The organism is Pseudomonas sp. CCI3.1, from assembly GCF_034313985.1.
In the GTDB taxonomy this organism is placed as follows: Bacteria; Pseudomonadota; Gammaproteobacteria; order Pseudomonadales; family Pseudomonadaceae; genus Aquipseudomonas; species Aquipseudomonas psychrophila.
In genome coordinates this window covers 170,983-184,475 of sequence record NZ_JAVIWO010000001.1, presented here as the reverse complement: position 1 = coordinate 184,475, position 13,493 = coordinate 170,983, and the positions used below count along the sequence as shown (strand labels likewise).

The window sequence follows — 13,493 nt, the reverse complement described above, 5'->3', positions numbered from 1 at the left end:
TTCAAGGAAACGGGTTGCCAGGCAACCCTTCACAGCCTGCGGCAGCGACTACAGGGGCGTGTTTTAGAAGGTGTATTTCATAGAGAACGTGGCGTAGTCACGGTCAGCAAGCGGCCGGTTGATCGGATCGGGCGAACCCAGATACCCGATGTATTTGAGCGATACTTCCAGGTTGCTCAGGTACTTGAAGGTCGTGCCTGCGCTCAGGCGTCGATCCCCGGCCACCCCGGCGATAGTCCCCGACATCGGTGCAGCACCGCTGAAAACGTCCGAGTAAGTGAACGGAACTTCAAGGTCCCAGCCCTGGAACACACCCGGATAACTGAACGAAGCCCCCACGGTGTACGCGCTCGATGAGCGGGTACGCCACGCACTGCCGGTCTTGTAGGTGTAGTCATTGGACGGCTGAACAGACGGCACCAGTGACGGCAACAGCCCTACACCTTCAAGGTTGGGCGCTGCCGAAGTTGCATCCGCGTGGTCGGCACGCACAGTGACGATTTCACCGGTCAACGTGGTTTGGCTGGCCCATGGACGGTCACCCAGAATTCGCATCGCCGACAACTGGAACTGTTGGCCCTTGCCCTTGGCAGGCACCGGCCCCAACCCGGTATTGACCATCACCGGCGCACCGTCGCGATACGACCACTCGGCACCGAGTTGCACGTCACCCAGCTTGGTGGTGGCACTGATGCCGGTCAGCTTGATGTCTTCAAAGTATTTGACCCGATAGCCGTTGGCCTTGTAAGCCAGGCCACCAGCGCCAGCCGGAATCGGGTCCCAGCCCACCAGCGCAGTGGCCGGGTTTTTATCGTGGTACACCACATGGAACAGCGACACTTCAAGGTCCGTGACCGGGCGGTAACGTATCTGAGCACCCCATTGACCACTGTCACGGGGCTCATCGGTGCCCAGGTACGGCACTTTATTGGCCCCCATGTACAAAAACTCGCGGCCCGGGCCAATCACGTCGGAGGTCGACAAGAAGCTGCCCACCGGCGGCAGTTCAGTGCCCTTCCACTCATACTGCACGTAGCCGCCCAGGGTAATTTCAGGATTGATCCGGTAGGACGCCGAGAATTGCCCGACCGGCAGCAAAACCTCTTTGACCTCGACCCCTGGCTGAGCCGCCTTGACCGCATCGGACGGGTTTTGTACGCCGTTCACGCCAGGGTAGTAAAGGCTCTCGCCCCACGACTCGATGTGGCGACCCGCCTTGACGTCGAGCATGGTGTCGTTCTCAAAACGCCAGCCGCCGAACACGTAGGCGTCGAGCAACTTAGTGCGGCCACCGCTGTAGTAGCGCGTGTCGCTGGTAAACTCGTCATTGCTGCCGTACTTGTTGACCGTGGCCGGTGAGTCGTTGTCATTTTTACGGTGGTACACATCGTCGTAAAAGGTGCTGGCGCGCACGACGGCACCATAGTTGTCCTTGCGCAGGATCATCTCGCCCAGCGCGCCCACACGGTTGGTGGTGAGGCTGTGCTGCTCGAAGTTGCGGTTCGGATCATCGGCGTTAATTCCCATCAGCCTGTCGCTGGGATGCCCCAGGCGCATGCCGATGCCGTAGCTTGTGGTGACCGTCCAATCAATAGTGGTGCCGTCATCGAACTCGATGGTTTCCCCTGCCCACAGCGGACTGGACACCAGTGCCACAGCGACAGCCAGGCCACTGACCTGATAGCTGTGCGGGCGCGGCCCTTGATATTTATTGTTGTTTTTATTGATCACTCTGCCTCTCCTGATTGACGACTCGGTGGCCGCCTCGATGGGTTCAAGCGTCATTGCGTTCTGCATACCGCGCCTATAGCCACTGCTCAAAACAACTCAAGCGGGTCGAACTTCACGACTCCTGTCGGGGCTACCCGATAACGATGCAGCCCTCCTTGTTCCTCACGAACGAGCGCCCCCTCGGCCATAAGGTAATTGGCGTGAGCCAACGTCTCCCCAAGCGCCATCAGTTCGTCAAAACGACCTGACAGTTTCTTAAACAACACCGCCATCATTTCCAGCGCCGTGCGCGGTTCCTCGCAGGCCTGGAGCAACTGCTGCAAATGTTTGAGATGGTGATCGCGCAACTGATCCAGTCGCAGATGCAGATTGAAAAACGGCCGCTCATGGGCCGGCAGCACCAGCACGCTGTCGGGGATCACGCGCAGCCGTTCGATGGAGTCCAGCCAGTCACGCAATGGATTGGCTTCTGGTTCCGGGACATACACCGCAATGGTCGAGGTAATACGGGGCAACACTTGATCGCCCGAAATCAGCAACCCATCGTCCGGCGCGTACAGGCACGCATGCTCCGGTGAATGCCCGTTACCCATCACCACCTCCCAACGGCGACCGCCGATGGTGAGCCGGCTGCCATGGCTCAAACGGGTAAAACCGGCGACCAGTTGCGGACGAAAGTGCTCGCCCTGGATCAGTGGCAGTAACGATGTGGCGCGCTCTGAACTGAACCCGGCCTTTTGATAAAAATCGAGAAACGCCCAGTCCGGCTCAGCGGCTTTTGGCGGGCCGTGATGCAGTGCCTGAAACTCACCCCGAGTCATCAATACGGGACAGTGGAAACGCTCGGCCAACCAACCGACCACGCCGGTGTGATCGCTGTGAAAATGCGTGCAGATCACCGCCTTGAGCGGCAAACCCGAGAGCACCTCTACAAATACGCGCTCCCACACTTCGCGGCATTGATCGCTGTTGAGGCCCGTATCGACCGCGACCCAGCCGTCACCATGGCGCAGCAAATACAGGTTGATGTGATCAAGCCCGAACGGCAGCGGCATGCGCAGCCACAGCACGCCCTCGGCGACTTCCTGCACCTGGCCGCTGACCGGAGCCTGTGGCCACGGGTAACGCAGACCGTCACGCCATTCATGCCCTTGAACGTCGAATTCACTCATGGCTGCGGCCTGCAAAAGGCAGCAAACCGGCACGGGCCAGTACTTGCAGCGAATACGGCTGATAAGTGCCGGTGCTTTCGTCACGCACAAACAGCGGATCGGCAAACAAACCCGGTGCGTAGCCCTGGCGCTGCAGGTCAACCTTGCGCAACTTGAAAGTACTGGTCAGGTCTGCCGCCGCCGAAACCCGTACAAACATCGGCGCCGCATAACGTGGCAACCGGGCTTGAGTCAGATCAAAGAAAGCCTGCGGATCAAACGCATGCCCCGGTTGCATCAGAATCGCTGCCATCCCGGCGCGACCTTCGTGCTCAGGCACCTGAACGCCGTATACGTTGATCAGCTCAAGCCCTGGCATGTCACTGAGCGTATCTGCCACTTCAAGCGTCGAAACGTTCTCGCTTTTCCAACGAAAAGTGTCGCCAATACGGTCGACGAAATAGAAATAGCCGTCGTCGTCATAGCGCAACAGATCGCCCGAACTCCAGTAGGCGTCACCGGTTTGAAACACATTTCGGCGGATTTTGCTCTCGCTGGCAGCTACGCTGGTATACCCCTCGAAACGCCCGCCGCCAATCTGCGGGTGGTCAACGATAAAGCCCATCGCCTCACCCAATTCACCGGGTTGGCACAGCTGATAAAAACCGTTTTCGTCCCGCGGATGGCTCTCGCTTTCAACGTCGTAGCGCACCAGGCGCAGATTGGTGCGGCTCCAGTCCGGCACTCGCCCGCACGATCCCACGTAGTTGTCGACATTGATCAGGTTGGCGTTGGCTTCGGTGGCGCCCCAGCCTTCAAAGACCTGGACCGGACCGAAACGCTCAAGCCAGCGCTGCCAGGATTCAGGCGTCAGGCCTGCACCGAGCATGTAGCGCAAACTGTGCTCACGCTCGCCGGCCGCCACGGGCTGATTGAGCAGATAACGGCAGATCTCGCCGATGTACTGGAACACGGTGATGCGGTTACGGCGCACATCAGGCCAGAACTCACGCACACTGAACCTGCGCCGCACCACGATGCTCGCGCCCACGCGCAACGCCGTGGACGTCACCGAAGTAGCCGCCGCGCCGTGGTACAGCGGCAGGCAGCAATAAAACACGTCGTCGCAGGTGGCGCCCAGGGTGACTTCCATTACGTCACCCGACGACATCCAGCGCATATGGCTGTAACGGGCCGCCTTGGGCAGGCCCGTGGTGCCTGAGGTAAAAATCAGCAACGTAGTGGTTTCAGCCGTAATCCCGGCGCGCACTTCACGGGTAAATGCAGTGCCCGACGCACGGGCGATCTGCTCGCCAAACTGGCTGTCGACACAGGTTGGCAACGCACCCTCAAAAGGGTTGGACGGGTCTTCGACCAACCACAGCGGTACGTCTGGCAAGCCTTCAGTGTTCAACAGGTTAGCCAGGCACTCTTCGCCCACCACGACTGCCTTGGCAGCGATGGATTGCAAGGCATGCACCAGCGGCTTGCCATTGACCTGGGTATTGATAAACGCCACCACGACACCGAGTTTGACCAGCCCGAACCAGCTGAAGAAAAACTGCGGACGGTTCTCCATGGCAATGGCGCACACGTCACCGGGGCGCAGGCCCTTGGCGTAGAACACGTGAGCCATGCGATCGGCTTGTGCATTCACGGTGGCGTAACTGAAGCGCTGCTCGCCGTCGATCAGAAAGCAGTGCCCAGGCAAGGCCTGCGCCTGAGCTTCAAGACGATCAGCCAGGGTGTACAGGTCTGACGGTTTAATCTGGGCACTGGCCGCTGCACGTACATCGAGCAATGCCTGAGTGTGCTCCCGTGGCACGGGCTGCTGCCTGGATGCAGTTAGAGCGCTGATTCGTGACATGTCGTTCATTGCGCCACCGCCTCGCCCAGCGGGTAATCGCTGTACCCTTCGGGGCCCGGCGAGTACAAAGTCTTGCGGTCGAAGCGGGCCAGAGGCAGCCCCTTGCGCAGACGCTCCACCAGATCAGGATTGGCAATAAAGTGACGGGCAAACGACACCGCGTCACCCTGCCCGGCCTGCAGTGCAGCCTCGGCCGACTCACCGTCAAACCCGTCATTCAGGATCAGGCCGTTGCTGCAATGGCGCTGGGCCAGGGCAAAGGCATCCAGTTCGGCCAGAGGCGAACGCATGATGTGCACGTAAGCCAGGCCCATAGGCTCGGCGGCCTTGCACAGGGCTACTGCGGTGGCCAACGGGTCTTCGTCATCGATGTCATTGAATGGGTTGCCCGGACACAGGCGCAGCGCCACACGCCCGGCACCAATGGCTGAAGCCATGGCCGCCAGCACCTGAGCCGGGAAGCGCACGCGGTTGTCGACACTGCCACCGTACTGGTCTTCACGCAGGTTGCTGCCCGACGCCATGAACTGCATCGGCAGGTAACCGCTGGTGCAGTGCAACTCAACCCCGTCAAACCCAGCTTCGCGCGCATTCAATGCAGCCTGGCGATACTCCTCGATCACCAGGGCGATATCTTGCAGGGACAAGGCCTGGGGCTCGTCGGTATCGACCATGCCGGCGGTGTCGGTAAACAACTGAGTACGTGCGCGCAAGGGCGAAGGCGCAACCGTAGCGGCCCCGGCCGGTTTGTTGTGGGCGCTGGAAGCACGGCCGACGTGCATCAGTTGCAGCACAATCAGGCCGCCTTCGGCGTGTACCGCGTCGGTCACAGCCTTCCAGGCCGCGATCTGTTGCTCGTTGTAAATCGCCGGGGTCCGGCAATAGCCCAGGCCGTTGGCAGAAGGCGCGGTGCCCTCGGCGACGATCAGCCCGGCCGACGCACGCTGGCGGTAGTACTCAACCATCTCAGGGGTGGGCACGCCGTACTGATCCGCACGACTGCGGGTCATCGGTGCCATGACAATACGGTTGGCCAGTTCAAGCTCACCGAGGCGCACAGGTTCAAACAAAATGCTCATGGATAGTCCTCAGCGCACGCGAATTTTCGGTGCGCCAGCCCCTCGGCGCAGGGTGGCAAGAAAGTGTTCGACCGGTGCCGCTGTCGCCACTTGGGGCAGTTGGTCCTTGTCTGGGCGATGGGCCCAGAACTCGGTCCAGGACGGGAACAGGTCGTGGAAAGTACCGGCGTAGGGTTCGCGCCCCGGCCAACGCATTTTTTGCGTGCCGATCGGCGGCTTGTTGAGGTCACTGGCGTACCAGTAGCACGGCAAGCGGCGGCGGAAATACCAGCGCCCCTGCATCCGCTCGTAGTCATCCCAATAGAGCATTTGCATGGTGACCCACTCGGGGCCGGTCTCGTGCTCGTTCTTGGAATACACCACACCCACGGCGTGATCAGGGTCGATGAACTCGATGAGGTGCTGGCCCAGGTGATGCGAGGTGCCATGGAACTGGTCACGCAACGTGTCATCGACCCAGGCTTTGAGGTGTGCACGCCCGGTTTTTTCGCGACCGACACGAATGTCTTCGGCAAACAGATTGACGTGGGCATCGAGGTCGCGCATGTCCAGCGACAACGAATATTTGCCGGCCAACTGGCGAATTTCTTCAATCGACTCCAGCCGGTCAAGACGGGCTAGCAAGGCGTTCTGTTCCATAAAAGGGTCCTTATTCCAATACCGTGTACAGCTCGCTGCTGCGCCCGCCATCGACCGGCAAGCAGGCGCCGGTGATATACGAGGCTTCGTCGCTGGCCAAAAACAGAATGGCGTTGGCCACTTCCACGGGTTGGCCGACGCGCCTGAGCGGGATCAGTTTTTCGGTATTGGTGCGGGTCTTGTCGTCGGTGAGCATGCCGGCCGTGGCGGGCGTCTCTACCACGCCCGGGCTGACCACGTTGCACCGAATGTTGTGGCTGGCGCCTTCGCTGGCGGCGGCGCGGCTGAAATTGATCACCGCGGCCTTGGCTGCACTGTAGCCAGCCATCCATGGCGTACCGAACTGGCCGCAGATCGAGGCCAGATTGATGATTGAGCCGCTGCCCTGAGCACGCATCAGGCCCATCGCCGTACGCGTACCCCAGAAGGTGCCGTCCACGGTGGTCGCAAAGTTGGAGTGCCAGTCAGCGGTGGAGGTGCTGTCAATCGCACCCCAGCTGTAGGCCATCGCATTATTGACCAAAATATCCAGCCGGCCATGGCGTTGTGCCGCCTCGCTGATGGCGGCGACATAGGCGGCTTCATTGCTGACATCGGCCACCGCGCATTCCGCACGGCCACCGCTGTCGCGAATGTGTGCGGCGACCGCTTGCAGCGGCTCGATGCGACGACCGCAAAGCACCACCAGGGCGCCCTCTTCGGCGAACCGCAGTGCCGTGGCGGCGCCAATCCCGGAACCGGCACCGGTGATAAATGCAATCTTGTTGTGTAAACGAGTACCCATGACCTGCTCTCCCATTGCTGTGCCCGGCGTTTAGATAAACGCCATGCCGCCGTTGACCGCCAGGTTTTGCCCGGTAATGAAGGCCGCGTCATCACTGGCCAAGAAGGCCGCGACGCGAGCGATTTCATCGGTCTCACCCATGCGACCCAGAGGGATGGCCTTGAGCATGCTTTGCATCCAGTCTTCCGGGATGTCAGCCATCATCGGGGTGTTGGTCGGGCCGGGAACGATGGTGTTGACGCGAATGCCATTGCCTGCCAGTTCGCGGGCCATGCTGCGGGTCAGGCCCATTACGCCAGCCTTGGCCGCGCAGTAATGGCTTGGACCTTCACCCGTCAGGGCGGAGGTGCTGGAGATATTGATCACCACACCGGGGGTGGCGGCCTGAAGCATCAGTTTTACGGCTTCACGACTGCAGAAGAAGGTCCCGGTAAGGTTGACGCCGATAACGCGCTGCCAGTTCTCGTCCGGTGTTTGCGCGAACGCATCAATCGAACCGATGCCTGCGTTATTGACCAGCACATCGAGGCTACCGAAGTGCGCGTGAACGGCAGCCATCGCGGTGGCGACAGAATCGCTGTCGGCGACGTTGCAGCTGACGGCAAGAGCGCTGTCGCCCAGCCCTTCAATGCTTTGGCGTGCGGCGTCCAGATTGATGTCGGCTGCGACAACCTTTGCCCCCTGCTCGGCAAAATGACGCACGATGGCCCGCCCCATGCCTTGACCTGCGCCCGTTACAAACGCCACTTTATTCAGCAATTTCATAGAGTTCTCCCGCCTGCCCGATTCCGGACCGCCCTTAAGACTGGGCGGTGTATGGGACCAATCATTGACTGGAGAAAAAAGCTGAACATCGTCCGATGGGACTAAGCAGCACTCACACCGTGTTGGCGCATTACCCGCTCCGTAGCCGTTGACGAGTAGAACGAGGCTACGTCCGGTTGCGTAGCGACCGCCAAACCTGCCCCCCCCCGCTTTTTCCAGATTCACCGTGAAAGCTGACTCTACGACTGCTGCGCAGCCGGACGCAGCCTCGCACGGCTCGTCAGCTGCTACGGTTTTCGCCGCCCTTCCCGCTCCGTAGCAGTTGACGAGTAGAACGAGGCTACGTTCGAGCGCGAAGCGGTCGCAAATCCGGAGCGTGCGGTCTGCCTGATTAACCGTGAAAGCTGACTCTACGACTGCTGCGCAGCCGGTCGCAGCCTCGCACGGCTCGTCAGCTGCTACAGACTCACGCTTACCCCGCCTCGTAGCCGTTGACGAGTAGAACGAGGCTACGTTCGAGCGCGAAGCGGTCGCAAATCCGGAGCGCGCGGTTTGCCTGATTAACCGTGAAAGCTGACTCTACGACTGCTGCGCAGCCGGTCGCAGCCTCGCACGGCTCGTCAGCTGCTACAAACTCACGCTTTCCCCGCCTCGTAGCAGTTGACGAGTAGAACGAGGCTACGTCCGAGCTCGAAGCGGTCGTAAAACCGGCACACGCGGTTTGTCTGATTCACCGTGAAAGCTGACTCTACGACTGCTGCGCAGCCGGACGCAGCCTCGCACGGCTCGTCAGCTGCTACAGACTCACGCTTACCCCGCCTCGTAGCCGTTGACGAGTAGAACGAGGCTACGTCCGAGCGCGAAGCGGTCGTAAAACCGGCACACGCGGTTTGTCTGATTCACCGTGAAAGCTGACTCTACGACTGCTACGCAGCCTCGCGGCGCTCGTCAGCGGCGACAAGATGACCGGCTGGTCTAAATGGACGATGTACTCGCCACGCGCTTCATGGAATAACGGAACCACTAGAACAAAAACCGGGAGAGCCCGTCGTGTCCATACCCTTGCGCCCCACCTGGCGAACTCACTACGCACTAGGCGTTTTGGCTGCCATCTATATCTTCAACTACATCGACCGGCTGCTGATGGCCATTTTGATCGAGCCGGTTAAAGCCGAATTCGGCATTTCCGACACCGGTATAGGCCTGCTTTCAGGGGTGACCTTTGCGGTGTTTTACACCCTCTTCGGCTTTCCTCTGGGGCGACTGTCAGACCGTATCGGACGCAAGAAAGTCATCGCATTCAGCTGTATTGCCTGGAGCGTGATGACCATTTTCTGCGGCTTTGCGGCCAGCTTTGCGATGCTGGTGGTGGCCAGGATCGGGGTAGCGATCGGTGAGGCCGGTGGCACCGCCCCGTCAATGGCAATGGTCTCGGACCTGTATCCGCCTGAACGCCGTTCTACCGCTCTGTCGGTACTGATGCTGGGCTCAAGCCTGGGGGCGATTTTCGGGCTGGGGCTGGGCGGCTGGATCGCTCAACATTACGGCTGGCGTTTTGCATTTGTAGTGATCGGCGCGCCGGGGATTTTTCTCGGGTTGCTGTTGCTGCTCACCGTACGGGCGCCGAAACCTGCAATGCTGGTCAGCCCCAATCAAGTGGCGCAGGCGAACTGGGCCGTCACGGTGCGCGAGCTGTTCCAGACCCCTTCTTTCCTCTGGATTGTGCTCACCGGCGGCTCTGCTGCCATCGCCGGTTATGCCATCGGCACCTGGAGCCCAAGCTTTCTGATCCGCTCCCACGGTTTGAGCCTGCAGGACGCCGGGCTGCTGGCCGGTGTGGCAGGTGGCGCCGGGGCCACATTTGGCACCCTCACCTGCGGCATTTTGTGTGACCGTCTGGCGCGCCGTGACAAAGGCTGGCAGATCGGCGTTCCGCTGCTGGGCACGCTGATCAGCATCCCGTTCGCCCTGACTTACTTTTTGTGGCCGGTTGGCACCGCGTTTTATGTGGGGAGTACCCCTGTACCCACCGCCTTTCTGTTTTACAGCGTGTTCAGCTTTTTCGGGACGTGGTGGGCAACACCCTGCCTGGGCGCCATTTCTCATCTGTTCCCGGCAACTCGACTGGCCCAGGCCACCGCGATTTTTGTGATGTCCATGACCTTGCTCGGGGTGGGCGTCGGTCCGCTGCTGATCGGCATGCTCAGTGACGGTTTCGCCCATAGCCTGGGCAACGAAGGCCTGCGCTACGCCCTGGCCTCTTGCGTCTCGCTGCTGGTGCTGGCTTCGTTGTTTCTGGCCATGGCCTTGCCACGCTATCGCAACTACCTGATGAACAAGACCCCAACCCCAGCATCGCTGGCTGATGCGGCCACTGCCTGACTTTTGGAGATTGAGTGATGACAGAACAAGACCTTCCACTGCCCATCGGCCACTTTGTGACACTGGACAGCGGCCTGCGCCTGCACTTTCTCGATGAAGGCAGCGGCCCGGTGGTGTTGTGGCTGCACGGTAGCGGTCCGGGTGCCAGTGGCTACAGCAATTTCAAAGGCAACTACCCGCAGTTTGCTGCCGCAGGTTTTCGCAATCTGGTGGTGGACTTGCCGGGGTTCGGTCGCTCCGACAAGCCTGAAGATGCCCAGTACAACCTGGAATTTTTCGTCAATGCCATGTCGGGGTTTCTCAAGGCGGTCGGGGTAAAGCGCGCAACCCTGCTCGGCAATTCCCTGGGCGGTGCAATTGCCCTGGGCCTGGCGCTGGCGGAACCGGAGCGCGTCGAAAAACTGATCCTTATGGCCCCAGGCGGCGTTGAAGATCGCGAAACCTACTTCAAGATGATCGGCATTCAACGCATGGTCGAGTTGTACAACGCTGGCCCCCTGGGCATCGAGCAAATGCGCCGGATCATGAGCCTGCAATTGTTCGACAGCTCGCAGCTGGATGACAGCCTGCTGGCTGAACGTGTGGCCGTGGCCGTGCACCAACCGCGCAATCTGTTCACCACCATGATGGTGCCGAACATGACCGAACGACTGGAGGAGCTGCAAGCACCGATCCTGGGGTTCTGGGGCACCGATGACAATTTCAACCCTGCAAGTGGCGCGCTTAAAGTGCTGAATCACGCTCCCAAAGCACACTTTATCATGCTCAACCAGTGCGGCCACTGGGTGCAGGTTGAACACCGTGAACTCTTCAACAAGGCGTGCCTGGAATTTCTACGCGGCTGAATCATCACCGCGAACCACGCATGACTCACGGCTGCCTGCGGGCGGCCGTACCCCCTTCCAGACACCCGCTCGGGCTGAAATAACAATGACAAAATACTCTCAGTTGCTGGCACCCGGTCGTATTGGCTCTCTTGAGCTGCGCAACCGCATCATCATGGCGCCCATGGGTTCCAATTTTGCCGAAGCCGACGGCCAGTGCGGCGAACGGATTCAAGCCTATTACGAAGCCCGCGCCCGAGGCGGCGCCGGACTGCTGATCATGGGCGTGTGCTCTGTGGCGTTTCCGGCCGGGACCGCCGAGCCGTTCCAGGTCGGCGTGTCCAGCGATGACTTCATCCCCGGTTTAAGCCGCCTCGCCGAACGCGTCCACCAGCACGGCGCAAAAATCGCCATGCAACTTCAACACGCCGGCAAGACCTCGGTGCGCGACATGGCCGAAGGTCGGCAACTGTGGGTGCCTTCAGTACCGCCCGTGCTGCAAAGCGACATGATGGAGGCGCTGACACCCGAGGAGCTGGCCAACTTTGTCAGCTCCATGAAACGTCGCGCCGAAGGCTCACCGATCAGGGTGATGGACAGCGCCGATATCGCGCAAATGATCGACTGGTTTGCGTTGGCTGCCGACCGGGCCAAACGCGCCGGCTTCGACGGCGTAGAACTGCACGCGGCCCACGGTTACATCATTGCCGGCTTCCTCTCAAGCTATTACAACCGGCGCGAAGACGAGTACGGCGGCTCATTGGAGAACCGTGCGCGGCTGCTATTGGAAATCATCGCGGCAGTACGCGCCAGGGTCGGCAACGACTTTGCGGTGTGGTTGCGTCTGGACGCAGAAGAGCTGCACACCCCTGGCGGCATCACTCTGGACGACGCGACGGCTGTGGCGCGCATGGCAGAGGCCGCTGGGGTCGATGCGGTCAGTGTGTCCGCCAGTGCACGCATCACCAGTGGCGTGGTGTTCACCGAGGCACCACTGGTTCAAAAGCCCAACGGATTCCTGGAGTGGACTGGGACAATCAAACGCAGCGTGCAAGTGCCGGTGATTGCCGTAGGGCGCATCGAACCGGAGGCCGGTGAAGCGGCACTGAAACGCGGCGACTGCGACTTTATTGCCATGGCCCGCAAGCTGTTGGCCGATCCGGAGCTGCCGAACAAGCTGCTCAACGATCAGGAGGCCAGCATCCGCCCGTGCATCTACTGCTACGTGTGCGTCAGCCAGATCTTCATCAACGAGCGGGTCAAATGCGCGGTCAACCCCATGACCGGCCATGAATTCGAATACGTTATCAGCCCCACCTCAACGCCTAAGCATCTGGTCGTGGTCGGTGCCGGGCCTGCCGGGATGGAAGCCGCACGCATTGCCGCCCTGCGCGGACATCGTGTAACCCTGCTCGAGCGCAGCGACCGCCTGGGGGGCACGCTGTTTTTTGCGGGCCTGGCCTATGCCGAAAACGCCCGCTTGCTGGACAACCTGAAGGTTCAGGTGCAGCAATCATCCATCGATGTGCGCTTGAACACCCAGGCCAGCCCCGCCCTGCTTCGCGACCTGGGCGCCGATCAAGTGCTGGTGGCTGTTGGCGCTGAACGTGCGGCACCGGCGATCCCCGGTGCCGATCAAGACCACGTTTGGAGCGGAGATGAGCTGCGACGCCTGATGACGGGTGACCGCGCCGACGAAATCGCCAAGCGCAAGCTGTCCTTTACCCAGCGTGCACTGATGAAAGCTGGCAGCCTGACCGGTGTTACCGACAGCCGGGAAGCCATGCAAAAACTGTCACGGGTGTGGATGCCCTTGGGCAAGCGCGTGACCATCATCGGTGGCGGGCTGGTGGGCCTGGAACTGGCGGAATTCCTGATTGCTCGCGGGCGTCAGGTAACCGTGCTGGAAAGCGGCACCCACCTGGGCCGCGAACTGGCCATCGTGCGCCGCTGGCGGGTGCTCCACGAAGTTCGCGTGCATGGCGGCGAGTTGATTACCGGGGCCTGCGTAACAGCCATTGAAGGCCATGCCGTGCTTTACCAACTGGCTGATGGCAGCAGTGCCCGCAGCGAAGCCGATTCGGTGGTACTGGCCATCGGCGCACAGCCCAACACCGGATTACTCGACGAGCTGACCCGTGCAGGATTGAGCGCCACCAGCATTGGCGACTGCCGGAGCATTGGCTATATCGAGGGTGCCATCAGTGCCGGACACAAGGCCGGGCGCGAGGCCTAGGGACAGACCGCGCCGTTAGCATCGCAGGCAAGCCA

Annotated in this window: 10 protein-coding genes; 3 read left to right on the top strand and 7 right to left on the bottom strand. The window is 60.8% G+C overall.

Annotated features, from left to right (window positions below; translation table 11 throughout):
* Positions 1–63: 63 nt before the first annotated feature.
* The 7 genes from RGV06_RS00770 to RGV06_RS00740 all read right to left on the bottom strand — a co-directional run bounded on the left by RGV06_RS00770 (position 64) and on the right by RGV06_RS00740 (position 8,016).
* Positions 64–1,731: a DUF1302 domain-containing protein gene (locus RGV06_RS00770; RefSeq protein WP_019826422.1), complete on the bottom strand. Its 1,668-nt coding sequence runs from the start codon at positions 1,729–1,731 to the stop codon at positions 64–66.
* A gap of 86 nt (positions 1,732–1,817) precedes the next feature.
* Positions 1,818–2,903 (bottom strand): MBL fold metallo-hydrolase, encoded by a 1,086-nt coding sequence (locus RGV06_RS00765; RefSeq protein WP_322149083.1) that lies wholly within the window; start codon positions 2,901–2,903, stop codon positions 1,818–1,820.
* Positions 2,896–4,758: a long-chain-acyl-CoA synthetase gene (locus tag RGV06_RS00760; protein WP_322149082.1), complete on the bottom strand. Its 1,863-nt coding sequence runs from the start codon at positions 4,756–4,758 to the stop codon at positions 2,896–2,898. The genes RGV06_RS00765 and RGV06_RS00760 overlap by 8 nt, the downstream gene beginning before the upstream one ends.
* Complete coding sequence (locus RGV06_RS00755) at positions 4,755–5,828, bottom strand: alkene reductase (RefSeq protein ID WP_322149081.1); 1,074 nt, start codon at positions 5,826–5,828, stop codon at positions 4,755–4,757. Before RGV06_RS00755 ends, RGV06_RS00760 begins: the two co-directional genes overlap by 4 nt.
* Positions 5,829–5,837: 9 nt before the next feature.
* Positions 5,838–6,467, bottom strand: coding sequence for a nuclear transport factor 2 family protein (locus tag RGV06_RS00750; RefSeq protein WP_322149080.1), 630 nt, complete (start codon positions 6,465–6,467; stop codon positions 5,838–5,840).
* Positions 6,468–6,477: 10 nt separating this feature from the next.
* The gene (locus RGV06_RS00745) at positions 6,478–7,251 is read right to left on the bottom strand and encodes an SDR family NAD(P)-dependent oxidoreductase (protein WP_046810600.1); all 774 of its coding nucleotides are present in this window, start codon (positions 7,249–7,251) and stop codon (positions 6,478–6,480) included.
* Between the two features lie 30 nt (positions 7,252–7,281).
* A complete protein-coding gene (locus RGV06_RS00740; protein WP_019826407.1) occupies positions 7,282–8,016 on the bottom strand; it encodes an SDR family NAD(P)-dependent oxidoreductase in 735 nt (244 codons plus the stop codon).
* A gap of 1,050 nt (positions 8,017–9,066) precedes the next feature.
* On the opposite strand from RGV06_RS00740, the gene RGV06_RS00735 reads away from it, so the two are divergent.
* The 3 genes from RGV06_RS00735 to RGV06_RS00725 all read left to right on the top strand — a co-directional run bounded on the left by RGV06_RS00735 (position 9,067) and on the right by RGV06_RS00725 (position 13,458).
* Positions 9,067–10,398, top strand: a complete 1,332-nt coding sequence (locus tag RGV06_RS00735) for a spinster family MFS transporter (protein WP_019826405.1) — start codon at positions 9,067–9,069, stop codon at positions 10,396–10,398.
* A gap of 17 nt (positions 10,399–10,415) precedes the next feature.
* Positions 10,416–11,243 carry an alpha/beta fold hydrolase gene (locus tag RGV06_RS00730; protein ID WP_322149079.1) on the top strand — a complete coding sequence of 276 codons (828 nt, stop codon included), beginning with the start codon at positions 10,416–10,418 and terminating at the stop codon, positions 11,241–11,243.
* A gap of 85 nt (positions 11,244–11,328) precedes the next feature.
* Positions 11,329–13,458 carry an FAD-dependent oxidoreductase gene (locus RGV06_RS00725; RefSeq protein ID WP_322149078.1) on the top strand — a complete coding sequence of 710 codons (2,130 nt, stop codon included), beginning with the start codon at positions 11,329–11,331 and terminating at the stop codon, positions 13,456–13,458.
* Positions 13,459–13,493: the final 35 nt, after the last annotated feature.

Bases quoted from the DNA above. Each gene is read 5' to 3' on its own strand.
- RGV06_RS00755 (WP_322149081.1), bottom strand. From the start codon at position 5,828: ATGAGCATTTTGTTTGAACCTGTGCGCCTCGGTGAGCTTGAACTGGCC.
- RGV06_RS00725 (WP_322149078.1), top strand. From the start codon at position 11,329: ATGACAAAATACTCTCAGTTGCTGGCACCCGGTCGTATTGGCTCTCTT.
- RGV06_RS00760 (WP_322149082.1), bottom strand. From the start codon at position 4,758: ATGAACGACATGTCACGAATCAGCGCTCTAACTGCATCCAGGCAGCAG.
- RGV06_RS00730 (WP_322149079.1), top strand. From the start codon at position 10,416: ATGACAGAACAAGACCTTCCACTGCCCATCGGCCACTTTGTGACACTG.
- RGV06_RS00740 (WP_019826407.1), bottom strand. From the start codon at position 8,016: ATGAAATTGCTGAATAAAGTGGCGTTTGTAACGGGCGCAGGTCAAGGC.
- RGV06_RS00765 (WP_322149083.1), bottom strand. From the start codon at position 2,903: ATGAGTGAATTCGACGTTCAAGGGCATGAATGGCGTGACGGTCTGCGT.
- RGV06_RS00745 (WP_046810600.1), bottom strand. From the start codon at position 7,251: ATGGGTACTCGTTTACACAACAAGATTGCATTTATCACCGGTGCCGGT.
- RGV06_RS00750 (WP_322149080.1), bottom strand. From the start codon at position 6,467: ATGGAACAGAACGCCTTGCTAGCCCGTCTTGACCGGCTGGAGTCGATT.